We start from the raw sequence: 22615 nt of genomic DNA, 5'->3' as shown, positions 1-22615 counted from the left end.
CCTTATTCTGACGACGGGGTTAACAGACCGCGAAATTTGACCCAGTCAAAAGCCGGGCCGGGATCCGTTTTACGCACTGGCGCAATATCGCTATGGCCGGTGATATTGTCAGCTATCGCCGGATAGCGCGAGATAAGCTGACGGGTAACGGCAACCAGCTGCTGATACTGCGCGTCGGTATAAGCCAGCTCGTCGGTCCCTTCCAGCTCAATGCCTATCGAAAAATCATTACAGCGCTCGCGCCCGTGATAGCTGGAAACCCCCGCGTGCCAGGCGCGCTGGTCGAAAGGCACATACTGCACGATTTCACCGTCGCGGCGAATCAGACAGTGTGCCGAAACGCGAAGATGCGCGATTTCAGCAAAAAAAGGGTGCGCATTCGGATCGAGCGTACCGGTGAACAGGGCATCAATCCATGGCCCGCCAAATTCGCCGGGCGGCAGGCTTATATTATGCACCACCAGCAAAGAGGGGGTTTCATTATCCGGGCGGCTATCGTGGTGCGGCGAAGGAACCCGACGCGCCTCTTCCAGCCATCCCCCGTTCAACTGCATGTTGAGTCTCCTTTTACTAGCTTATGCATTCGCGGCACCGTGACCAAACAATCCCCGGCATCATACCCACGCTTGCTCGGTTGGCTAACGCTATAACTTCACGCTGGCGCCGCCGGCGAAAGGACGCGGATGTGGTACAGAAACGTTGTTCAGGTTAGCATGTTTCCCACTTCTGAATCTTATCTATCTGGAGCTTTATCATGACGCCTCGTCGCTACAATCCCGACCGCCGCCGTGACGCGTTGCTGGAGCGTATTAATCTTGATATTACCGATGCCGTCGCTCAATCCCTGCGGGAAGATTTAGGCGGTGAAGTGGATGCCAACAACGATATTAGCGCGCAATTATTGCCGCAGGATGCGCGCTCGCATGCCGTCGTCATCACCCGTGAAGATGGCGTGTTTTGCGGTAAACGCTGGGTAGAAGAAGTCTTTATTCAGCTTGCGGGCGACGACGTTAACTTCACCTGGCACGTTGCCGATGGCGACGCGGTAAAAGCCAATCAGCCGCTATTCGAGCTGGAAGGCCCTTCGCGGATCCTGCTCACCGGCGAACGTACCGCACTCAATTTCGTGCAGACGCTCTCCGGGGTGGCCAGCGAAGTCCGCCGCTATGTCGACCTGCTGGCAGGCACCAAAACTCAGCTGCTCGATACGCGCAAAACGCTGCCGGGCCTGCGCACGGCGCTGAAATATGCGGTCCTGTGCGGCGGCGGGGCCAATCATCGCCTGGGCCTCTCCGATGCCTTTCTGATTAAAGAGAACCATATTATCGCTTCCGGCTCGGTACGGCAGGCGGTTGAAAAAGCGTTCTGGCTGCACCCGGATGTGCCGGTTGAGGTGGAAGTCGAAACCCTTGAAGAGCTGGATGAAGCGCTGAAAGCCGGCGCTGACATCATTATGCTCGACAACTTCACTACCGACCTGATGCGCGAAGCGGTCAAACACACCAACGGCCAGGCGGCGCTGGAAGTCTCCGGCAACGTCACATTCGAGACTATTCGAGAATTTGCTGAAACCGGCGTCGATTACATCTCCGTTGGCGCGTTGACCAAGCACGTCCGCGCTCTCGATCTCTCTATGCGCTTCCGCTAATCCCCTGCCCCGGTTCGTCGTTGATGCCGGGGCGCACTTTTGCGAGCCGGCTCGCACGCTAATAATCCCTCAATGCAACCCGCAAAAAAAGCCTGGAAGCGTGCTTCTCCAGGCGCGATCTGCCGCTCGTATCGCTAAACAAACCCCGGCAAAGTGCTCCCGAAGATAACAAGGAGCAACTTATGGACAAACAACGCGGCTTTACCCTCATCGAACTTATGGTGGTCATTGGGATCATCGCCATTCTCAGCGCAATCGGCATTCCGGCTTATCAGAACTATCTGCGAAAAGCGGCGCTTACCGATATGCTGCAAACCTTCGTCCCGTTCCGCACCGCCATTGAGCTGTGCGCGCTGGAGCACGGCGGATTAACCACCTGCGATGGCGGCAGCAACGGTATTCCCTCGCCCGCCACAACCCGCTACGTTTCGGCTATGACCGTCGCCACAGGCGTTGTCACGCTCACCGGGCAGGAAAGCCTTAATGGCTTAAGCGTCACGCTGACGCCGACCTGGGATAACGCTAACGGCATCACCGGCTGGCAGCGAGTGTGCAACATTACCGGCGATAGCGCACTCAAGCAGGCCTGTGAAGACGTGTTCCGTTTTAACTGAGGGCGCGGCAATGAAAACTGAACAATTGATACCTCTTTGCCAGCGCTATCAGGCCTTACTGCTCGATAGCAATGAACACACCATCGCTATCGCCGTGGTTGACGCCCCCGCCCCGGAGCTGCTGGAAGCGTTACGTTTCGCGACGCAGAAAAGGATTGATATCGAGTGCTGGAGCCAGGACCAGATGGACAAGCGGCTGCAGACGCCGGGAATATCAACCCTCACCCCGCCTGTTGAAGCCTCGGCCAGCATCGTTGAACAGGTAAATAGCCTTCTGGAACAGGCCCTGCGCCAGCGCGCATCGGATATTCATATTGAACCCGGTGACGATCGCCTGAGAATTCGCCTGAGGGTAGATGGCGTACTCCATTCTCTTGCGCCGCTTGCGCCGGAACTCGCCGCCCCCATCACCGCCCGACTTAAAGTGCTCAGCAATCTGGATATCGCTGAACACCGGGTACCGCAGGACGGTCAGTTTACCCTCACGCTCGCAGACCGCCCGATCTCGTTTCGGATCGCCACGCTTCCCTGCCGCGGCGGGGAAAAAATCGTCCTTCGCTTATTACACCAGGTCGAACAAGCGCTGGACCTCGAAGCGCTGGGGCTATCGTCTCAGCAGCTTGCCGCCTTTCGCTCGGCGCTTAACCAACCTCAGGGGCTGATGCTGGTCACCGGCCCGACGGGAAGTGGGAAAACCGTCACTTTGTATAGTGCGCTGCAGGCGCGGAATCGCGACGAGGTCAATATATGCAGCGTTGAAGATCCGCTGGAGATCCCCATCGTGGGGATGAATCAGACGCAGATTAATCCGCGGGCGGGCTTAACCTTTCACAGCGTACTGCGCGCCCTGCTACGCCAGGATCCCGATATCGTGATGGTCGGGGAGATACGCGATGCAGAAACCGCTGAAATTGCGATAAAAGCAGCGCAAACCGGGCACCTGGTTCTCTCAACGCTGCACACCAATTCAACCAGTGAAACGCTGGTTCGCCTGCAGCAGATGGGCGTTGCGCGCTGGATGATCTCATCCGCGCTTTCTCTGGTGGTTGCTCAACGCCTGGTACGGAAACTGTGCCCGCACTGCCGCCGGGAAACCGGCAGTTCGGCCGATGTTCCACACAGCCTGTGGCCGCGGGCGCTTCCTCGCTGGCAGGCTCCGGGCTGCCAGCACTGCTATCACGGCTACTACGGTCGCCTGGCGCTATTTGAGCTGCTCCCCGTCACCACCGCGTTACGGCAGGCGATTACTCAGGGTCTTAGCGCCGGAGAGATCGAGTCCCTGGCGCGCGAATCCGGCATGATGACGCTGTTTGAGAGCGGCTGTCTGGCCGTCGAACGTGGGATGACAAGTCTGGAAGAGGTCGTTCGCGTGTTGGGGATACCGCATGGCGACTAAACGACTGTGGCGCTGGCGCGGTCTCTCTCTCCAGGGCATTCCCTGCCAGGGAACGCTCTGGCAGGATAATCGCACTGAGGCATTGCAGGCTCTGCAGCGGCAGCGAATTATCCCGCTGACGCTGCGCCGCTGTAGCGTGCAAAGCGCCCTCTGGCATCCGCGCTACAGTGGCGAAATCATCCGCCAGCTGGCCGCGCTTCTTCAGGCCGGTCTCCCCCTGGCCGAGGGGCTGGAACTGCTGGCGCAGCAGCAGCCCAATGCGCAATGGCAGGCGCTGCTGCAAACCCTGGCGGAGGATCTGGCGCAGGGCATTTCGCTTTCAGGCTCCCTGGAAAAATGGCCTGAGGCGTTCCCTCCGCTCTATCTGGCCATGATTCGCACCGGTGAACTTACCGGTAAACTGGAACTTTGCTGCGCTCAGTTGGCCAGGCAGCAGCGAGAGCAGCTGCTCCTCACCGAAAAAGTGAAAAAAGCGCTGCGCTACCCGTTGATTATCTTATCCCTGGCGCTGCTGGTGGTGATGGGAATGCTGTGCTTTGTCTTACCGGAGTTCGCCGCTATATATCAAACCTTCAACACCCCGCTGCCGTGGCTGACCCGCGCGGTAATAAGCATTGGCGAAGGGTTAACTCGCTGTTGGCCACTGCTCGCTGCCCTGGGTATTTTACCTGCAATACTCAACCGGCTGATTTGCCAGCGGCCAGGCTGGCTGCTGTACCGTCAGAAGCTGCTCCATACGCTGCCGGTGTTTGGCAAACTGCTATGCGGCCAGCGGCTTAGCCAGATTTTTACCGTACTCGCATTGACGCAAAGCGCCGGAATCAGCTTTCTGCAAGGCCTGCAAAGCGTGGAGGAAACCCTGAGCTGCCCGCTATGGCGGCAGAGGCTCCAGCAGGTTTGCCGGCAAATTACCCACGGCGATCCCATCTGGCAGGCGCTCGCCAACGGCGGAGGCTTCACGCCGCTTTGCCTACAACTGATCCGTACCGGTGAAGCCTCGGGTTCGCTGGATACCATGCTGGAAAATCTGGCTCGTCACCATAGTGAGCAGACGCATCAGCAGGCAGATAATCTGGCGACCTTGCTGGAACCGATGATGTTGGTAGTGACCGGAACGATTGTCGGCGTGCTGGTGGTGGCGATGTATTTACCCATTTTTCATCTGGGCGACGCCATTAGCGGAATGGGGGGATAACGCTGGCGCAAACGCGCCAGCGAACGGCATTACAGGCTGTTGAACACGCGGTTCTCTTGTTCCTGTACGCGAATAAAAGTCGTGCGTTTAGTCAGTTCTTTCAGCCGTGAAGCACCTACGTAGGTGCATGCGGAACGCAGGCCGCCAAGAATATCGCGCGCGGTGTTTTCAACCGGGCCGCGCAGAGGCAGCTTAACGGTTTTGCCTTCAGCCGCACGGTACTGGGCTACGCCGCCAACGTGACGGGTCATCGCCGACTCCGAGCTCATGCCGTAGAACAGCATGAATTTTTCGCCGTTTTCTTCAACCACGGTACCGCCGCTCTCTTCGTGACCGGCCAGCATACCGCCAAGCATCACGAAATCCGCGCCGCCGCCGAAGGCTTTAGCCACATCGCCCGGCATAGTACATCCGCCGTCGCTGATAATCTGCCCGCCCAGGCCGTGCGCCGCATCGGCACACTCAATCACTGCGGAAAGCTGCGGATAGCCGACGCCGGTTTTCACGCGAGTTGTACATACGGAGCCCGGACCGATACCCACCTTAACGATATCAGCCCCCGAAAGAATCAGCTCTTCGCACATTTCGCCGGTCACAACGTTGCCCGCAATAATGGTTTTCTGCGGCCAGGCTTCGCGGGCTTTCGCGACAAACTGCACGAAGTGCTCTGAATAGCCATTCGCCACGTCAATGCACACAAAGCTAAGCTGCGGATTTTGGATCAGAATCTGTTTTGTTTTCTCAAAATCCGCATCGGAGGTGCCGGTAGAGACCATGACGTGCTGCACGACATCTGCCGATACGCTCTGAACAAACGCCTGCCACTGTTCAACGCTGTAATGCTTATGTACGGCGGTCAAAACGCCAAATGAAGCCAGGGCTTTAGCCATGGCAAACGTGCCAACGGTGTCCATGTTAGCAGCAATGATCGGCACACCAGACCAGGTCTGGCCAGAATGTTTGAAAGTGAATTCACGTTCCAGCTGTACGTCAGAACGGCTTTTGAGGGTAGAACGTTTCGGGCGGATAAGAACGTCTTTAAAACCAAGCTTCAAATCTTCTTCAATACGCATGTGCGAATTCCTGGGGTTAATTGCATTATTGTGAGAGCACAACTCCAGTGACGTTATCATACGCACGAATCATGGCCGCGCAAGACTGCGATTTTCACTTTTTTTACGCTACAATCGTATAAATTTACCTGGTGAACAGCCAAAAGCGAATTTGCGATATCCCATCGCAGGCGTATCATTTTTAACCATTTGATTTACATGCGCAAAAAGAACCAGGGTACGTGGTGACAGCCATTTATTGGTTGATATCACGTCGATAAAGCCACTATCGCAGTGGCGTCGTCGCGTCGTAAATCACGGCTCTGTTATTGAAAAATGTGCATGTAGTCAGTTTCAGGATTGAGGTGTATGACATACACGGTAGCGTTAACAGGCGGCATCGGTAGCGGTAAAAGTACCGTAGCCGACGCATTCTCACACCTCGGGGTTAACGTTATTGATGCTGACATTATCGCGCGCCAGGTGGTCGAGCCCGGCACCCCGGGGCTAAACGCAATTGCTCAACGCTTCGGTCCGCAGATCCTGAACAAAGATGGCACCCTTAACCGTCGCGCTCTGCGTGAACATATTTTCGCTCATGCAGAGGATAAGAACTGGCTAAACGCGCTGCTGCACCCGCAAATTCAGCAGGAAACGCGTCGTCAGATGCAGCTTGCCACCTCGTCTTATATTCTCTGGGTTGTACCTTTACTGGTCGAAAACCGTTTGTCCGCCAAAGCCGATCGGGTCCTTGTTGTCGATGTGCCGAAAGAGACGCAGATAGCGCGCACGATGCTTCGCGATCGGGTCAGTCGGCAACATGCGGAACATATTCTTGCCGCTCAGGCAACGCGCGAGCAGCGCCTTGCCGTTGCGGATGATGTTATTGAAAATATGGGTTCACCTGATGCCATCGCATCAGCTGTCGCCCGCCTGCATGCAAAGTATCAACAGCTGGCAGCGCAGGCCGCCTCACAGGAAAAACCGTAATGTCTACCCCTGTTCTATTTGAACATCCGCTTAATGAAAAAATGCGCACCTGGCTGCGTATTGAGTTTTTGCTTCAGCAGCTGACCGTACATCCCGCCATTACCAGCCATGCGGATGCGCTGCATTTTTTCCGCAATATCGGCGACCTTTTAGATGTTTTTGAACGCGGTGAAGTACGTACCGATCTGATGAAAGAGCTGGATCGCCAGCAGAGGAAGCTGCAATCCTGGGCGGAAGTCCCTGGGGTTGATCAGGATCGTATCAACGAACTGCGTCAGCAGCTGAAGCAATCAGGCAGTACGTTAATGTCGGCGCCGCGTATCGGCCAGTACCTGCGAGAGGATCGCCTGATCGCCCTGGTACGCCAACGCCTGAGTATCCCGGGCGGCTGCTGTAGCTTCGATCTTCCGACGCTGCACATCTGGCTGCATATGCCGCAGGAATATCGCGATGAGCAGGTCGGTAAGTGGCTGGCCAGCCTGGAACCGCTGACGCAATCGCTGATGCTCATTCTCGATCTCATCCGTAACTCGGCCCCCTTCCGTAAGCAGACCAGCCTGAACGGTTTTTATCAGGACAACGGCGAAGATGCCGATCTGCTGCGTCTGCGGTTGGATCTTGCCAGCCAGCTCTACCCCCAAATATCAGGCCACAAGAGCCGCTTTGCCATCCGCTTTATGCCGCTGGACAGCGAGCACGGCATCGTGCCGGAGCGTTTTGATTTTGAACTGGCCTGCTGTTAAGGAGTCAATATGTCAGAAGAGATAACCGTCAACTGCCCAACCTGCGGCAAAATTGTGGTCTGGAATGAGCAGAGCCGGCATCGCCCGTTCTGCTCCAAACGCTGTCAGCTTATCGATTTAGGCGAATGGGCAGCGGAAGAGAAACGTATCCCGAGCAGCAGCGATCTGTCAGATAGCGACGGCTGGAGCGAAGAAAAAGAGTAACGGATTTCGGGCGGGCATGTGCAGGCCCGCCCTGATTTGCCGGATGCAGGCGCACCCTACCCGATCTGAGAACCTTGAATTAACTTCGTAATGACGGGTTCGTTTGCCGGCGGGAAATCCTCAGCAACGAGCGCGCTCTGCGCCATCCAGCGTCCCGGCTGCCCTTCTTTCCCCCACGGCTCGCCTTCCCAGCTGTTCACCAGCCAGAACCACAGCGTGATATGGCGATCGGGAAACTGGTACTCCAGCTTATCAAACAGGCTGTAAGCTTTAGCTGTAATGCCGACCTCTTCCTGCAGTTCGCGCACTAAGGCCTGTTCGGACGACTCGCCCTCTTCAATTTTACCGCCCGGGAATTCAAGCTTGTTCGCCATATGCGCATCGGCGGCCCGCTGAGTGATAAAAATCTCCCCTTGCGAATTACGGATAATACCCACTGAAATTTGCAGCGTTTTCATTGTCTTCATTCCATAAAAAAGGCGCAGATATCTGCGCCCTGGTATTCAATATTGTAAAAGCTTAGCTCAGGCGACCGTGGCACTGCTTGTATTTTTTGCCAGAACCGCACGGGCAAGGATCGTTACGACCCACTTTACGCTCGCCGGTTTGTTCAGCCAGCGCGGCCGCGGCTGCGCTATCATCGTCCTGATGGCTCAGCTGCTGCATCTGCGCCAGACGCTCAGCTTCTTCACGACGCTGCTGCTCCATCGCTTCAACCTCTTCCGGCATCCGCACCTGAACTTTGCTCAGAGTACTGATCACTTCATATTTCAGGGATTCCAGCATTGAAGCGAACATGGAGAAAGATTCACGCTTATATTCCTGCTTCGGATCTTTCTGCGCATAGCCGCGCAGGTGGATCCCCTGACGCAGGTAGTCCATCGCCGCCAGGTGCTCTTTCCACAGGGAGTCCAGCGTTTGCAGCATGACGCCTTTTTCGAAGTGACGCATCATCTCAGCGCCAACCACTTCTTCCTTACGCTGATAGGTTTCAATGGCGCTCTGCAGAATGCGCTCACGCAGCGTTTCTTCATGAAGCTCCGGCTCTTTATCCAGCCACTCTTTGAGCGGCAGCTCGAGGTCGAAGTCATTTTTCAGACGCTCCTGCAGGCCTTCAATATCCCACATCTCTTCCAGCGACTGCGGAGGAATATGGGCATCGATGGTCGCTTTAAATACGTCTTCACGAATGCTGTTAATCGTCTCGCTCACGTCGGTCACATCGAGCAGCTCATTACGCTGGGTGTAAATAGCGCGACGCTGATCGTTAGCCACATCGTCATATTCCAGCAGCTGCTTACGAATATCGAAGTTGCGGCTCTCGACTTTACGCTGCGCGTTGGCAATCGCTTTGGTCACCCACGGATGCTCGATAGCCTCACCCGGCTTCATACCCAGTTTACGCATCATGCCGGACACGCGGTCAGACGCGAAGATACGCATCAGGGCATCTTCCATCGACAGATAGAAACGGGAAGAACCGGCGTCCCCCTGACGGCCTGAACGACCGCGGAGCTGGTTATCAATACGGCGGGATTCATGGCGTTCGGTACCGATGATATGCAGACCGCCCGCAGCCAGTACCGCATCGTGACGAACCTGCCAGTCGGCTTTGATCTGCGCAATCTGTTCCGGAGTCGGGTCTTCCAGCTGGGCGACCTCGGCCTGCCAGCTACCGCCAAGCATAATGTCGGTACCACGGCCGGCCATGTTGGTCGCAATGGTTACCGCAGACGGATAGCCCGCCTGCGCAACGATGTCCGCTTCGCTGGCGTGGAATTTCGCGTTCAGCACGTTGTGCTTGATGCCCGCCTTCGTTAATTCATTAGAGACCACTTCTGATTTTTCGATAGAAATGGTACCCACCAGCACCGGCTGACCCGCGGCGGTACGCTGCTTAATATCTTCGATAATGGCCTGAATTTTTTCCGCTTCGGTCATATAGACCAGGTCCGCCATGTCTTTACGAATCATCGGACGGTTGGTCGGAACCACAACGGTATCCAGCTTATAGATTGAGCTAAATTCAAACGCTTCGGTATCGGCGGTACCGGTCATCCCTGCCAGCTTCTCGTACAGGCGGAAATAGTTCTGGAAGGTAATTGAAGCCAGCGTCTGGTTCTCGTTCTGAATATCAACGCCTTCTTTCGCTTCAACGGCCTGGTGCAGGCCATCGGACCAGCGGCGCCCCTGCATCGTACGGCCGGTGTGTTCGTCGACGATGATCACTTCGCCATCTTTCACGATGTAATCAACATCGCGGGTGAACAGCACATGCGCGCGCAGCGCGGCGGTCACGTGGTGCATCAGCATGATATTGGTCGGTGAGTACAGCGACTCGCCTTCTTCCATAATACCTTCATTCACCAGCAGCTCTTCAATCAGCACCAGGCCGCGTTCGGTCAGGTTTACCTGACGCGCTTTCTCATCGACGGAGAAGTGCCCTTCGCCGGTAAAGGTTTCGGAGTCTTCTTTATCCTGACGCACCAGGTGCGGAATGATCTTGTTCACCTTCTTGTACATTTCCGAGCTGTCTTCAGCCGGGCCGGAAATAATAAGCGGGGTACGCGCTTCATCGATCAGAATGGAGTCGACTTCATCCACCAGCGCATAGTGCAGTTTGCGCTGGACGCGCTCTTCAGGACTGAAGGCCATATTGTCGCGCAGATAGTCAAAGCCGTATTCGTTGTTGGTACCGTAAGTAATATCGGCTGCGTAGGCTTCACGCTTGGCAGGCGCAGGCAGGCCGGACATATTAATGCCAACGGTCATCCCCAGGAATTCAAACAGCGGGCGGTTGTTCTCGGCATCACGCTGCGCCAGATAGTCGTTGACGGTCACCACGTGAACGCCTTTACCGGTCAGCGCATTCAGATAGGCAGGCAGAGTTGCGGTCAGCGTTTTACCTTCACCGGTACGCATTTCTGCAATACAGCGGTCGTTGAGAACCATGCCGCCCAGCAGCTGAACGTCAAAGTGACGCATGCCGAAGACGCGTTTACTGGCTTCACGCACGACGGCAAAGGCTTCCGGGATCAGGCTCTCCAGGGCTTCGCCTTTTTCCAGGCGAGCGCGGAACTCAGCGGTTTTCCCTTTCAGTTCGTCGTCGGACAGTTTTTCCATGGACGGTTCCATGGCGTTGATCACGTTGACGGCCTTGCGCATACGACGCAGCGTACGGTCGTTACGGCTACCGAATACTTTAGTTAATAATTTGATTAGCATAATAAAATCTCAAACGCCCCGCGGTGCGGAGTCACAAAAAAATAGAATGGTCCGTTTTTGGTTTAGCTGAGACGTTGAGGCCCTGCGCGTATGCCGGCCACCTGGCTAATCCAGGTACAGACGCGAAACGCGCAGTGGGAAATAGAGGGGTTATATGCCGCCAGATGAACAATGGCCGGAGGTTTACTCTCCTGCGTCAACAGCGCGCTAAGCGTGTCGAGAAGGGCCAGATGCTGCGCCTGAAGCGGTGAAGACTCTTCCGCTACCGGCAGCGCCTGCGGGGCCATCGCAAAAGAGAGGTGGCGAATGACCGTACGAATGGCGTGCTGATGCCAGTAATCAACCGTGAAATTGGGCCGACGACTGGAAGATTCCAGCAGCGCTAGCTGAGAAAAATTAACTTTAGCAGGATTATGGTTGCTGGACGTCGTTTTAGCGGGCGACGCGGCCTCATGCTCATGACCATTGCTAAGCGCAGGCAGGCCGAGGCTAGCCGCGACCATCCCCAACAGGAGATGCGGCCAGAAATACCGTCTGCCAAACTGTCGCCAGCGCGTCAGCAATCCACTCACTTACGTTACCTTTTGTTGGTAGCAACCCTAAGAAATATTTTGCGTCCAAATACTAACATTAATACGCCGTCACGGCAGCAGGAATGAGGTCTCAGGCGGGGGAAAAACGTTTAAAAAAGGAACGAACGCGCAAAAAATGCAGTTAAAAATCAAAGCAGGACGCAGCGGGAATATAAAAAAGAAAACGACTGGCTCCCTGGCCGGAGAGAGTACCAGGTTACCAGTCGAATTTACTGCCGGGTCTGACTTATGCCAGAACCAGCGTCGGGGCGCGGAACGCCAGCGGCATTTCTGCGTCGTCCTCGAAGGTCACATACTCCCAGGCTTCCTGTTTTGCCAGAACAGCCTGCAGCAGTTTGTTATTCAACGCGTGACCGGATTTGTACGCCGTAAATGCGCCGATAATGTTGTGACCACACATAAAGAGGTCGCCAATGGCATCCAGCATTTTGTGACGGACAAACTCATCTTCAAAGCGCAAACCGTCTTCGTTCAGTACGCGATAATCGTCAACAACGATGGCACAATCGAAGCTGCCGCCCAGGCACAGGCCGCGGGACTGCAGATATTCGATATCACGCATAAAACCGAAGGTACGCGCGCGGCTAATCTGGCGCATAAACGCATCAGCCGAGAAGTTCATTGCATAGCGCTGGCTGCTGGAGTCAATCGCCGGATGGTTAAAATCAATGGTGAAGTCCAGTGAAAAACCATTATACGGTTTGAATTCGGCCCATTTATCGCCATCTTCAACGCGAACTGTCTCTTTGATACGCACAAATTTCTTAGCGCAGTTCAGTTCATCGATGCCGGCATCCAGCAACAGATAAACGAACGGAGCCGCACTACCGTCCATAATTGGGACTTCCGGCGCATCGACTTCAATAATAATGTTGTCGATACCCAAGCCAGCCAGCGCGGCATTGAGGTGCTCAACCGTCGATATCCGCACGTCATGCTCATTGACCAGGCAAGTACAGAGCATGGTATCACGCACAGATTTGGCATCAGCCGGAAAATCAACCGGTGGATTCAAGTCGGTGCGACGATAGATGACCCCGGTATTTGCCGGCGCAGGGCGTAACGTCAGGGTGACTTTCTTGCCGGTATGCAAACCGACGCCAGTCGCCTGAACGATACGTTTAAGAGTCCTTTGTTTGATCATCGTATAATCTCGCCAAGTTACCTATCCAACCGAAGTGTACTATACATTCGGCAGGCCAGTTTAGCACAAAGAGCGCAGATGCCCAACTTCCAGCCAATTCTTAATCGGCTTGCTTACGCAGGAAGGCTGGAATATCCAGATAATCTGGCTCTTTCGCGGCCTGCGGCGTATTGTCGTTGACCACTTTTGCGGCCGGTTTCTGCTCTTGCGTCAGTGGAGACATACCGTGCTGCTGGTAACGATCCATCACCGGCTGCTGCACCTGTTTGTTGGTGACCAGGGTGATTTCCGGACGTTTGTCCATACCGATACCGGTAGCAACGACGGTTACGCGCAGCTCGTCGTTCATATCCGGGTCCAGAGAGGTACCGATAACCACGGTGGCGTTATCCGAAGCAAATGCGCGGATAGTGTTACCTACGGTCTCGAACTCATCCAGACGCAGGTCGAAGCCCGCAGTGATGTTGACCAGAACGCCACGCGCGCCGGACAGATCGATATCTTCCAGCAGCGGAGAAGAGATCGCCATTTCAGCCGCTTCTTCCGCACGGTCTTCACCGCTCGCCACGCCGGAGCCCATCATGGCGTAGCCCATTTCAGACATCACGGTACGCACGTCCGCAAAGTCGACGTTCATCAGGCCTGGGCGGGTGATCAGCTCAGCGATACCCTGCACCGCGCCTTTCAGCACGTCGTTGGCCGCACCGAAAGCGTCGAGCAGAGAAATGCCGCGGCCGAGAACCTTCAGCAGCTTGTCGTTCGGGATGGTGATCAGCGAATCCACATGCTTGGACAGCTCGGTGATGCCCTGCTCAGCGAACGCCATGCGCTTCTTGCCTTCAAAATTGAACGGCTTAGTCACCACGGCAACGGTCAGGATACCTAAATCTTTTGCAACTTCAGCCACCACTGGCGCAGCACCGGTTCCGGTACCGCCGCCCATGCCGGCTGCGATAAACACCATATCGGCGCCGTCAAGGGCGGCACGCAGCGCTTCACGGTCTTCATCCGCCGCGTTACGGCCGACTTCCGGGTTTGCGCCTGCGCCCAGACCTTTGGTAATACCGCTACCGATCTGGATAGTCTGGCCAACAGCCGTTTTGCGCAGAGCCTGCGCGTCGGTGTTCACCGCGAAAAATTCAACACCCTCAATGCGCTCGCGCACCATGTGCTCAACGGCGTTACCGCCGCCGCCGCCGACGCCGATGACTTTAATCACCGCGTCGTTGGTCAGTTCCATAGGTTCAAACATAATTTCTCTCTCCGTTGTGCCTGTCGCCTGAGAACGCTAATTTTCTGCGTTCTCTTAAAAAATTAAAACTCTTTTCGCAACCAACTGTTGAGTCGTTTGATCCACGACCCGACCGTTACGCGTTTTTCCACCTCTGCTTCACCACTGAGATGAGATTCCTTCCCGTAGTGCAGCAGCCCAACCGCCGTCGAGTAATACGGCTCCTGGGCATAATCCGTTAATCCGGTAATATTCAGCGGCGCGCCAATTCTCACCTGCGTATGGAATACGCGCTGCGCGCAGGCGGCAAGTCCTTCAATTTGCGCCGCACCGCCGGTTAATACAATGCCAGCCGCCAGGTGGTGCTTCACACCTTGTTGACGGAGCTGTTCCTGCAGCTGCAGGATCTCTTCATTCACCAGGTTGAGCAATTCGGTATAACGTGGCTCAATCACCTCGGCCAGCGTCTGACGCTGCAGACTACGAGGCGGACGCCCGCCTACGCTGGGGACTTCCACGTTCTCGTCTTTACCAACGATGGAACCCAGCGCACAGCCGTGACGCACTTTAATGGCTTCTGCGTCGCTCGGCGGCGTACCGAAAGCGTAGGCAATATCGCTGGTCACCACGTTGCCCGCGTACGGGATCACTTTGGTATGACGCAGCGCGCCGCCGGTATAGACCGCAATATCCATTGTACCACCGCCGATATCCACCACGCAGACACCCAGTTCACGTTCGTCTTCCGTTAATACGGAATAGCTGGCGGCTAAACCGGCGAAAATAAGCTGGTCGACTTTCAGACCGCAACGCTCCACCGCTTTGACAATATTTTTTGCCATATCGTTATGGCAGGTAATCAAATGCACTTTCGCCTGCATGCGTACGCCAGACAGTCCTACGGGGTTTTTAATCCCCTCCTGGTAGTCGATGGCGTACTCCTGCGGGATAACGTGCAGAACGCGATGCTCGTCGCGCACGCGAACCGATTTCGCGGTATGTACCACGTTCTCTACGTCGTCCTGCGTCACTTCTTCTTCAGAAATCGGCACCATACCGATTTCATTTTGACAGCTGATATGTTTGCCTGAAAGCGCCAGATAGACTGACGAGATCTGGCAATCCGCCATCAGTTCGGCCTGGTCAATGGCGCGCTGCACGCATTTCACCACGGATTCCAGGTCGTTCACTCCGCCTTTATCCATACCACGCGATGGGCAACTGCCCACGCCAATGATATTAATCATACCGTCGGGCAGAACTTCCCCTACTAAAGCGGCAACCTTAGCGGTGCCAATCTCCAGTCCAACTACCAGTTTTCTGTCCGTCGCCTTGATCATTGTTGTTCTGCCTGTGCCTGATTCTGTTGTTGTTGAGTTTCCTCTACAGGAGCCGGTACCCAACCGACTGCCGCTCCCGAGTCATAACGCAAATCAACGTAGCTTATCCGTTTGCCGTCGGTCTGCGCCTGCTGCTGAAGAACCGGGTAGAGTTCCATAAAGCGCTGAAGCCGTTTCATGGTGTCACCCCGACCAAGGTTGAGCTTAATGTCGTTATTAAGCGTCAACTGCCAGGAGCGACGCGCGGTCATTGCCGCTACTTTCAACGTGAATTTATCCTTCGCCAGCACCTGCCCCATGTCGCGGTATCCCTGAAGGACTTCGTTCTCACTGCCTTCCGGGCCGTACAACATCGGTAAATTCTGTTTACTGGTGCGATCTGACGGCACGCTGAAAGAATTTCCGTCCACGTCTACCATATGCTGATCATTCCAGCGCGCTATCGGCACATATTCAACCAGATGAATCTTCAATTCGTCCGGCCACTGCTTTCTGACGCTCGCCTGCTTAATCCACGGCAGACGTTCAATCTGGCTTTGAATAATGTTGACGTCCTGCGTCATAAAGGTGCCCGGCGACCCCAATGCCAGAATCGCCTGACGGATATCATCGTTGCGCGTGTAGTGACGCTCACCGGTGACCACCATCTTTGACAGCGGTAACCGCTGTGCATCTTCCATCCAGCCCAGAACCATCCATCCGCTGACCAGCACGGTACAGAGCACCGCCAGCAGGAAGAAGATACCCGCCAGACGAGAGCCATTACTTCGACGCGAAGAGGTTTCGTCTTCCTCTTCGTGGTTCCGCGTATTCAGCGCAGCCTGCGACATATCACCCCGCCAGGTCCAGAATTCGTACAACAAGCTGCGAGAAGCTCATCCCTGCCTGACGCGCCGCCATGGGCACCAGACTATGGCTGGTCATGCCAGGAGAGGTGTTTGCTTCCAGCAGATAAAACTGGCCATCGCTGTCCAGCATCACATCAATTCGCCCCCAGCCGTAACAGCCAAGACTATCCCAGGCTTTTTGCACCAGAGCCTGCATTTCTGCCTCGCGCGCGGAATCTTCCAGGCCAGGGCAGAAATATTGCGTTTCATCAGAGAGATACTTTGCTTCATAATCATAGAAGGTTCCAGCCGCCTGGATACGTATTGACGGTAAAATTTCTTCTCCGACGATAGCGACGGTAAATTCCGGCCCACTGAGCCATTTTTCAATCAGAACTTCGTCATCATGCTGAAAAGCCAGCGCCAATGCATTTTGTAATGCACAACTTTCGCTGACTTTGGACATACCGACGCTGGAGCCTTCGCGACTGGGTTTAACAATCAACGGCAGTCCGAGGGCGGAAATCTGCTGTTCTACCTCAGCGGAAAGCCCCGCGGTGAACTGTTTACGCGTCAGCGCAACCCACGGCGCAACCGGCAGCCCGGCGCCCTGCCACAGCAGTTTGCTGCGCAGCTTATCCATTGAGATAGCGGAAGCCATCACGCCGCTGCCGGTATAGGGGAGTTGAATCAGCTCCAGCAGACCCTGCAACGTACCATCTTCACCGCCGCGACCGTGCAAGGCAATAAACGCTTTCTGAAAACCCATATTTTTCAATTGGGTAATATCCACGTCGCGCGGGTCGACCGGGTGCGCATCGACCCCGGCTTCGCGCAGGCCGGCGAGCACCGCCGAACCTGAATTGAGAGAGACTTCACGTTCAGCGGAGGTTCCGCCAAAGAGGACCGCGATTTTATCAGCCATGGCGCTCCTCCTGCGATTTTTGCGGCTGCAATTTGATTTCCGCCAGGTGACGGGCGATTTTACCAATGTTTCCCGCCCCCTGAACCAGCACCAGATCGTTGCCGGTCAATACTGAAGCCAGCATCTCTGCCGCCTGCGCCGGGTCGGAAACCAGAATCGGGTCGACTTTACCGCGGCCGCGAATCGTACGGCACAGCGAGCGGCTGTCGGCGCCAGGAATAGCGGCTTCGCCCGCGGAATAAACGTCCAGCATCAGCAGCGCGTCAACCTGGGTCAGCACGTTGGCGAAATCATCGTACAGATCGCGCGTACGGGTAAAACGGTGCGGCTGAAACAGCATCACCAGGTTTTTATCCGGCCAGCCCGCCCGCGCCGCTTTGATGGTGGCATCCACTTCTGTAGGATGATGACCATAATCATCGATCAGCATCGCGGTACCCTCTTTACCGTTAACTTCAGCTAAGGGGTATTCGCCAAGGAAATCAAAGCGACGGCCGGTGCCCTGGAAGCTTTCCAGCGCGCGCAAAATAGCGTCATCATCAATGCCCTCTTCCGTGGCAACGGCCACCGCCGCCGCCGCGTTCAGCGCGTTGTGGCGACCCGGTGCGTTCAGCGTCACCTGAATGACCTCTTTATCCTGGCGAACCAGACGGAAATGGCCCTGAGCGCCAACCTGACGATACTCTTCCACGCGAACGTCGGCATCATCGCTAAATCCGTAGGTGGTGAGCTGGCGGCCAACGCGCGGCAGCAGTTCACGAATCACCGGATCGTCCACGCACATCACCGCGCGTCCGTAGAACGGCAGATTGTGCAGGAAGTTAATAAAAGTCTGCTTCAGGTTTTCGAAGTCGCCGTGGTAGGTATCCATATGATCGGCTTCGATATTGGTCACGATAGCGACCATCGGCTGTAAATGCAGGAACGAGGCGTCGCTTTCGTCCGCTTCGGCAATCAGGTAACGACTATGGCCAAGGCGCGCGTGCACGCCAGCGGCTTTGACCAGACCACCGTTCACGAAGGTAGGATCCAGCCCGGCTTCAGCGTAAATGCTCGAGACCATCGCCGTGGTTGTGGTCTTTCCGTGCGTGCCGGCAATGGCAATGCCGTGGCGAAAACGCATCAGCTCCGCCAGCATCTCGGCGCGGCGAATAACCGGAATACGCGCTTCGTGGGCGGCGACGATTTCCGGGTTATCCGCAGAAATCGCGCTGGAAACCACGACAACGCTCGCATCGCGCACGTTTTCAGGGCGATGGTTGAAATAAATCGTGGCGCCAAGCTGAGTCAACTGCTGGGTCACCGGATTCGGCGCCAGGTCGGAGCCGCTAATCTGATAACCTTCGTTGGCCAGAACTTCGGCAATACCGCCCATGCCGGCACCGCCAATGCCAACAAAGTGAATGTGCCGGACGCGACGCATCTCGGGCACGATAGAACGCAGTTTTGCCAGATCTTGTGTATTCATTCTTTACGCCATCAACTTCTTTATTCGGACGGTGATCATCACCGCGATTAACGCGCCAGTGCTGCGGCGCTCACTTCTTCTGCTACCCGTTCGGTCGCGTCCGGAATCGAGGCTCTGCGCGCTCGCTCCGCCATATCCAGCAGCGTCTCGCGATCCCAACCCGCCAGGGTTTGCGTGACGGCCTCCACGGTAAACTGCGGCTGCTCAAGGATCTTCGCTGCCCCTGCCTTCTCTAACGGCAGCGCATTCCAGTACTGCTGACGATCTTTGTGCTGAAAAGGCACAAACAGCGCCGGTAAACCCGCGGCGGCAATTTCGCTCACCGTCAGTGCCCCGGAACGACATACGACAACATCGGCCCAGGCATAAGCCGCCGCCATGTCGTCAATAAATTCGGTGACTTTGTGCTGCGGCTGGCCGGCGTCGGAATAGGCCTGCTGTACGCTCTCCTGGCCCCCTTTACCGCTCTGGTGCCAGATGGTGACAGCAGAACCCAGCTTCGCCGCCACCTGCGGCATCGTCTGATTGAGCACGCGCGCGCCCTGCGAGCCGCCGACGACCAATACGCGAATCGGCCCCTGACGCCCGACTAACCGCTGTTCCGGCAGCGGCAGCGCCAGCACATCGGTACGAACCGGGTTGCCAACAACGTCGGCATGCGGGAAAGCGCCGGGAAATGCCTGCATGACCTTTTTGGCAATTTTCGCCAGCCATTTATTCGTCAGGCCGGCAATCCCGTTCTGTTCATGCAGGACAACCGGGATCCCCAGCGACCATGCCGCCAGACCGCCGGGTCCGGAAACATAGCCGCCCATGCCCAGCACCACGTCCGGCTGAAAACGCTGCATAATCGCTCGCGCCTGACGCCAGGCGTTGAAAATACGCACCGGCGCCAGCATCTGCGCCTTCAGGCCCTTGCCGCGCAGGCCGGATATCTGAATGAAATCAATTTCAATGCCGTGCTTCGGCACTAAATCCGCTTCCATACGATCCGCGGTACCCAGCCAGCGGACCTGCCAGCCCTGGTCCATTAAATGGTGCGCAACCGCCAGTCCCGGGAACACGTGTCCGCCGGTACCGCCTGCCATCACCATTAAGCGCTTTTCCTGACCGCTCATCGAACACCCCGTGTAAACGCCTGGGCTTTTTCCAGACGCGTTTCATAATCAATTCGTAACAGCAACATGATCGCCGTCGACATAATCAGCAGGCTCGAACCGCCGTAACTGATCAGCGGCAGCGTCAGGCCTTTGGTTGGCAGCATCCCCGCCGCCGCGCCGACGTTAACCAGCGCCTGAAAGCTAAACCAGATCCCAATGGCGCAGGCCAGAAATCCGGAGAAACGGTGGTCAATCTCCAGCGCTTTGCGGCCAATGGACATGGCGCGAAAAGCGACGAAGAATACCATTAAAAGTGCGAGTACCACACCGATATAACCGAGCTCTTCACCGATAATGGCGAAGATGAAATCGGTGTGCGCCTCGGGCAAATACTCCAGCTTCTGGACCGAATTGCCCAGGCCCTGCCCCCACATTTCGCCGCGACCAAAGGCCATCAGCGACTGGGTTAGCTGGTAGCCGCTGCCGAACGGATCTTCCCACGGGTTCCAGAAAGAGGTCACGCGGCGGATACGGTACGGTTCAGCCAGAATCAGCAGTACGACCGCCGAAAGCCCCATCCCGATAATGGCGATAAACTGCCACAGCTTGGCTCCCGCCAGGAACAGCATGGCCAGGGTGGTCACAAACAGCACGACGACGGTACCGAGGTCAGGCTGCGCCAGCAGTAAAATCGCCAGTACGAAAATCACGCCCATCGGCTTTAAGAAGCCGCGCAGGTTGTTACGCACTTCGTCGCCTTTACGCACGAGGTAGTTGGCGATGTAGCAAAACAGCGACAGCTTGGTAAACTCCGCAGGCTGGATACGCAGCGGCCCCAGCGCAATCCAGCGCGACGCCCCGTTAACTGAGCTACCGACCACCAGAACAATCAGCAGCATGACGATAGAGGCGATCAGCATCGCGGTACTATGGCGCTGCCAGAACTCCATCGGCAGGCGCAGCGTCACCATCGCCAGCCCTAGCGCCAGCAGAATGTATAAGCCATCGCGCTTGGCAAACAGAAACGGATCGTTCGCCAGACGCTGGCCTACCGGCATCGACGCCGAGGTCACCATAATGAAGCCGATTGCGGCCAGGCCAAAGGTCAGCCACAGCAGCATCCGGTCATACATCACCAGGCTATCGGTATCTTTTTGCCGCGAGCCCATCACCCAGCCTTTCAGCGCGGCGAACAGCCATGCGAAAATAAACATTCCCGGCAGACGCGGCAGTCTCAGCCGTGGCATTTTCAGGCGCGGGAGTGATAAACGCATCAACCTAACTCCTTCGCCAGGCGAGCAAAGATGTCGCCGCGTTGTTCAAAGTTTTTAAACTGATCGAGGCTGGCGCACGCGGGAGACAGCAGCACCATATCACCCGCGACAACCTGCGGCGCAATCTGGCGCATCGCCTGCTCCATGGTTTCCGTTTGCACGGCGACGTCCGGGCGAAGGGCCGCCAGCTGCGCGCCGTCGCGGCCGAAGCAGTACAGGCGAACGTTGTCGCCGGTCAGGTAACGGCTTAACGGCGTGAAATCAGCGGATTTCCCATCGCCGCCCAGCAGCAGATAGAGCGTTCCATCAAGATGCAGCCCATTGAGCGCCGCTTCAGTACTGCCGACGTTGGTGGCTTTAGAATCGTTGATCCAGCGCACGCCGTTGTGCTCCAGCACCAGTTGGAAACGATGCGCCAGCCCGGTGAATGTGGTCAGCGCTTTCAGGCTACTGGCGCGCGGCAGACCCGCCGCGTCCGCCAGAGCCAGGGCCGCAAGCGCGTTACTGTAGTTATGCTGGCCGCTAATCTTCATCTCTTTGACGTTGAGCACTTTCTCGCCTTTGACGCGCAGCCAGGTTTCTCCCTGCTGGCGGTTCAGGTGATAGTCACCAACGTCAACGCCGAAGCTGATGCAGCGATCGTCAGCGCCGCGTACCGGCATGGTTAACGCATCGTCGGCATTAACGATACAGGCCCGGGCGTTCTCATAAACGCGCAGTTTGGCGGCGCGGTACTGCTGAAGCCCCAGCGGATAGCGGTCCATATGATCTTCGGTGACGTTAAGGATCGTCGCCGCGGCCGCCCGCAGGCTGGAGGTGGTTTCCAGCTGGAAGCTGGAAAGCTCCAGGACATAGAGTTCGCGCTCAGGATCCAGCAGCATCAGCGCCGGCAGGCCAATATTGCCCCCGACGCCAACGTTCAACCCCGCCGCTTTCGCCATTTCTCCCACAAGGGAAGTCACGGTGCTTTTACCGTTGGAACCGGTGATCGCAATAATCGGCGCCTGCGCCTCGCGGCAGAACAGTTCAATATCGCCGACTATTTCTACCCCCGCATCCGCCGCGGCGCTCAGGGAAGGATGCGCCAGCGCGATGCCAGGGCTGGCGACAATCAGGTCCGCCGTCAACAGCCAGTCTTCGTTCAGACCGCCGACATAGCGCTCAACGGCTTCCGGCAGCTTGTCCAGCCCCGCCGGCGCAACGCGGGTATCCATCACCCGCGGCGTCACGCCGCGAGCCATGAAAAAGTCCACGCATGACAGGCCGGTCATACCCAGCCCAATAATGACGACTTTTTTACCCTGATAATCTGCCATGATTAACGTACCTTCAGCGTCGCCAGGCCAATCAGCACCAGCATCAGCGAAATAATCCAGAAGCGCACGATAACGCGCGGCTCCGGCCAGCCTTTCAGTTCATAGTGGTGGTGGATCGGCGCCATGCGGAAGATGCGCTGACCGCGCAGCTTAAAGGAGCCGACCTGCAGAATAACCGACAGCGTTTCCACCACGAAAACCCCGCCCATGATCACCAGCAGGAACTCCTGACGCAGCAGCACGGCGATAATGCCCAACGCGCCGCCGAGCGCCAGTGAACCGACGTCGCCCATAAAGACTTGCGCCGGGTAGGTGTTGAACCACAGGAAG

The 22615-nt window shown here is 56.4% G+C and carries 22 protein-coding genes; 7 read left to right on the top strand and 15 right to left on the bottom strand.

The features are described 5' to 3' along the window. Window positions 1-2: 2 nt before the first annotated feature. On the bottom strand, window positions 3-554 hold the full coding sequence (gene ampD / locus FQK12_RS24570; protein WP_014227932.1) for a 1,6-anhydro-N-acetylmuramyl-L-alanine amidase AmpD: 552 nt from the start codon (window positions 552-554) through the stop codon (window positions 3-5). Between the two features lie 200 nt (window positions 555-754). Here ampD and nadC point away from each other — a divergent pair, with 200 nt between their 5' ends. The 4 genes from nadC to hofC all read left to right on the top strand — a co-directional run bounded on the left by nadC (window position 755) and on the right by hofC (window position 4853). Then, window positions 755-1648: a carboxylating nicotinate-nucleotide diphosphorylase gene (gene nadC / locus FQK12_RS24565; RefSeq protein ID WP_014227931.1), complete on the top strand. Its 894-nt coding sequence runs from the start codon at window positions 755-757 to the stop codon at window positions 1646-1648. Between the two features lie 182 nt (window positions 1649-1830). After that, a complete protein-coding gene (gene ppdD / locus FQK12_RS24560; RefSeq protein ID WP_014227930.1) occupies window positions 1831-2262 on the top strand; it encodes a prepilin peptidase-dependent pilin in 432 nt (143 codons plus the stop codon). A gap of 10 nt (window positions 2263-2272) precedes the next feature. After that, a complete protein-coding gene (gspE, locus tag FQK12_RS24555; RefSeq protein WP_014227929.1) occupies window positions 2273-3658 on the top strand; it encodes a type II secretion system protein GspE in 1386 nt (461 codons plus the stop codon). Then, on the top strand, window positions 3648-4853 hold the full coding sequence (gene hofC / locus FQK12_RS24550) for a protein transport protein HofC (protein WP_014227928.1): 1206 nt from the start codon (window positions 3648-3650) through the stop codon (window positions 4851-4853). The genes gspE and hofC overlap by 11 nt, the downstream gene beginning before the upstream one ends. Window positions 4854-4882: 29 nt before the next feature. Here hofC and FQK12_RS24545 read toward each other — a convergent pair whose 3' ends face one another. After that, entirely contained in the window at window positions 4883-5926 is a 1044-nt protein-coding gene (locus FQK12_RS24545; RefSeq protein ID WP_009654638.1) for a GMP reductase, read from the bottom strand. A gap of 348 nt (window positions 5927-6274) precedes the next feature. Between FQK12_RS24545 and coaE the strand changes: the two genes are divergently transcribed. From coaE to yacG, 3 genes are read left to right on the top strand one after another with little or no spacing between them, the layout of a single operon-like run. Further along, complete coding sequence (coaE, locus tag FQK12_RS24540; RefSeq protein WP_004098610.1) at window positions 6275-6895, top strand: dephospho-CoA kinase; 621 nt, start codon at window positions 6275-6277, stop codon at window positions 6893-6895. Next, window positions 6895-7638, top strand: coding sequence for a cell division protein ZapD (gene zapD / locus FQK12_RS24535; RefSeq protein ID WP_014227927.1), 744 nt, complete (start codon window positions 6895-6897; stop codon window positions 7636-7638). Before coaE ends, zapD begins: the two co-directional genes overlap by 1 nt. Window positions 7639-7647: 9 nt before the next feature. Continuing rightward, window positions 7648-7842, top strand: a complete 195-nt coding sequence (gene yacG, locus FQK12_RS24530) for a DNA gyrase inhibitor YacG (protein WP_014227926.1) — start codon at window positions 7648-7650, stop codon at window positions 7840-7842. 56 nt (window positions 7843-7898) lie between these two features. Here yacG and mutT read toward each other — a convergent pair whose 3' ends face one another. The 13 genes from mutT to mraY all read right to left on the bottom strand — a co-directional run. Beyond that, the gene (mutT, locus tag FQK12_RS24525) at window positions 7899-8300 is read right to left on the bottom strand and encodes an 8-oxo-dGTP diphosphatase MutT (protein WP_014227925.1); all 402 of its coding nucleotides are present in this window, start codon (window positions 8298-8300) and stop codon (window positions 7899-7901) included. A 61-nt stretch (window positions 8301-8361) separates the two neighbouring features. After that, window positions 8362-11067 carry a preprotein translocase subunit SecA gene (gene secA, locus FQK12_RS24520; RefSeq protein WP_004098603.1) on the bottom strand — a complete coding sequence of 902 codons (2706 nt, stop codon included), beginning with the start codon at window positions 11065-11067 and terminating at the stop codon, window positions 8362-8364. 62 nt (window positions 11068-11129) lie between these two features. Continuing rightward, entirely contained in the window at window positions 11130-11639 is a 510-nt protein-coding gene (gene secM / locus FQK12_RS24515) for a secA translation cis-regulator SecM (protein WP_032720385.1), read from the bottom strand. Window positions 11640-11886: 247 nt separating this feature from the next. After that, window positions 11887-12804 carry a UDP-3-O-acyl-N-acetylglucosamine deacetylase gene (gene lpxC / locus FQK12_RS24510; RefSeq protein WP_004098599.1) on the bottom strand — a complete coding sequence of 306 codons (918 nt, stop codon included), beginning with the start codon at window positions 12802-12804 and terminating at the stop codon, window positions 11887-11889. 100 nt (window positions 12805-12904) lie between these two features. Further along, a complete protein-coding gene (ftsZ, locus tag FQK12_RS24505; protein WP_004098597.1) occupies window positions 12905-14056 on the bottom strand; it encodes a cell division protein FtsZ in 1152 nt (383 codons plus the stop codon). A gap of 62 nt (window positions 14057-14118) precedes the next feature. Next, the gene (gene ftsA, locus FQK12_RS24500) at window positions 14119-15375 is read right to left on the bottom strand and encodes a cell division protein FtsA (RefSeq protein WP_004098594.1); all 1257 of its coding nucleotides are present in this window, start codon (window positions 15373-15375) and stop codon (window positions 14119-14121) included. Beyond that, entirely contained in the window at window positions 15372-16205 is an 834-nt protein-coding gene (gene ftsQ / locus FQK12_RS24495) for a cell division protein FtsQ (RefSeq protein WP_014227923.1), read from the bottom strand. Before ftsQ ends, ftsA begins: the two co-directional genes overlap by 4 nt. Window position 16206: 1 nt before the next feature. After that, window positions 16207-17127, bottom strand: a complete 921-nt coding sequence (locus tag FQK12_RS24490; protein WP_014227922.1) for a D-alanine--D-alanine ligase — start codon at window positions 17125-17127, stop codon at window positions 16207-16209. Next, complete coding sequence (gene murC, locus FQK12_RS24485; RefSeq protein WP_014227921.1) at window positions 17120-18595, bottom strand: UDP-N-acetylmuramate--L-alanine ligase; 1476 nt, start codon at window positions 18593-18595, stop codon at window positions 17120-17122. Before murC ends, FQK12_RS24490 begins: the two co-directional genes overlap by 8 nt. A 47-nt stretch (window positions 18596-18642) precedes the next feature. Continuing rightward, window positions 18643-19713, bottom strand: coding sequence for an undecaprenyldiphospho-muramoylpentapeptide beta-N-acetylglucosaminyltransferase (gene murG, locus FQK12_RS24480; RefSeq protein WP_014227920.1), 1071 nt, complete (start codon window positions 19711-19713; stop codon window positions 18643-18645). Further along, complete coding sequence (gene ftsW, locus FQK12_RS24475; RefSeq protein WP_004098587.1) at window positions 19710-20969, bottom strand: cell division protein FtsW; 1260 nt, start codon at window positions 20967-20969, stop codon at window positions 19710-19712. The genes murG and ftsW overlap by 4 nt, the downstream gene beginning before the upstream one ends. Then, window positions 20969-22285 (bottom strand): UDP-N-acetylmuramoyl-L-alanine--D-glutamate ligase, encoded by a 1317-nt coding sequence (gene murD / locus FQK12_RS24470; protein ID WP_014227919.1) that lies wholly within the window; start codon window positions 22283-22285, stop codon window positions 20969-20971. Before murD ends, ftsW begins: the two co-directional genes overlap by 1 nt. A gap of 2 nt (window positions 22286-22287) precedes the next feature. Continuing rightward, window positions 22288-22615 (bottom strand): phospho-N-acetylmuramoyl-pentapeptide-transferase (gene mraY / locus FQK12_RS24465; RefSeq protein WP_146295794.1); only part of this gene is annotated, 328 nt, incomplete at its 5' end.

The sequence above is a fragment of the Klebsiella sp. ME-303 genome, assembly GCF_007910085.1.
GTDB lineage: Bacteria > Pseudomonadota > Gammaproteobacteria > Enterobacterales > Enterobacteriaceae > Klebsiella > Klebsiella michiganensis.
The sequence above is the reverse complement of the archived record's forward strand: the minus strand, read 5'-3'. Positions and strand labels throughout refer to the sequence as shown.

Excerpts from the sequence above, each read along its gene's own strand:
- ampD (WP_014227932.1), bottom strand. The coding sequence starts at position 554 with ATGCAGTTGAACGGGGGATGGCTGGAAGAGGCGCGTCGGGTTCCTTCG.
- nadC (WP_014227931.1), top strand. The coding sequence starts at position 755 with ATGACGCCTCGTCGCTACAATCCCGACCGCCGCCGTGACGCGTTGCTG.
- ppdD (WP_014227930.1), top strand. The coding sequence starts at position 1,831 with ATGGACAAACAACGCGGCTTTACCCTCATCGAACTTATGGTGGTCATT.
- gspE (WP_014227929.1), top strand. The coding sequence starts at position 2,273 with ATGAAAACTGAACAATTGATACCTCTTTGCCAGCGCTATCAGGCCTTA.
- hofC (WP_014227928.1), top strand. The coding sequence starts at position 3,648 with ATGGCGACTAAACGACTGTGGCGCTGGCGCGGTCTCTCTCTCCAGGGC.
- FQK12_RS24545 (WP_009654638.1), bottom strand. The coding sequence starts at position 5,926 with ATGCGTATTGAAGAAGATTTGAAGCTTGGTTTTAAAGACGTTCTTATC.
- coaE (WP_004098610.1), top strand. The coding sequence starts at position 6,275 with ATGACATACACGGTAGCGTTAACAGGCGGCATCGGTAGCGGTAAAAGT.
- zapD (WP_014227927.1), top strand. The coding sequence starts at position 6,895 with ATGTCTACCCCTGTTCTATTTGAACATCCGCTTAATGAAAAAATGCGC.
- yacG (WP_014227926.1), top strand. The coding sequence starts at position 7,648 with ATGTCAGAAGAGATAACCGTCAACTGCCCAACCTGCGGCAAAATTGTG.
- mutT (WP_014227925.1), bottom strand. The coding sequence starts at position 8,300 with ATGAAAACGCTGCAAATTTCAGTGGGTATTATCCGTAATTCGCAAGGG.
- secA (WP_004098603.1), bottom strand. The coding sequence starts at position 11,067 with ATGCTAATCAAATTATTAACTAAAGTATTCGGTAGCCGTAACGACCGT.
- lpxC (WP_004098599.1), bottom strand. The coding sequence starts at position 12,804 with ATGATCAAACAAAGGACTCTTAAACGTATCGTTCAGGCGACTGGCGTC.
- ftsZ (WP_004098597.1), bottom strand. The coding sequence starts at position 14,056 with ATGTTTGAACCTATGGAACTGACCAACGACGCGGTGATTAAAGTCATC.
- ftsA (WP_004098594.1), bottom strand. The coding sequence starts at position 15,375 with ATGATCAAGGCGACGGACAGAAAACTGGTAGTTGGACTGGAGATTGGC.
- ftsQ (WP_014227923.1), bottom strand. The coding sequence starts at position 16,205 with ATGTCGCAGGCTGCGCTGAATACGCGGAACCACGAAGAGGAAGACGAA.
- FQK12_RS24490 (WP_014227922.1), bottom strand. The coding sequence starts at position 17,127 with ATGGCTGATAAAATCGCGGTCCTCTTTGGCGGAACCTCCGCTGAACGT.
- murC (WP_014227921.1), bottom strand. The coding sequence starts at position 18,595 with ATGAATACACAAGATCTGGCAAAACTGCGTTCTATCGTGCCCGAGATG.
- murG (WP_014227920.1), bottom strand. The coding sequence starts at position 19,713 with ATGAGCGGTCAGGAAAAGCGCTTAATGGTGATGGCAGGCGGTACCGGC.
- ftsW (WP_004098587.1), bottom strand. The coding sequence starts at position 20,969 with ATGCGTTTATCACTCCCGCGCCTGAAAATGCCACGGCTGAGACTGCCG.
- murD (WP_014227919.1), bottom strand. The coding sequence starts at position 22,285 with ATGGCAGATTATCAGGGTAAAAAAGTCGTCATTATTGGGCTGGGTATG.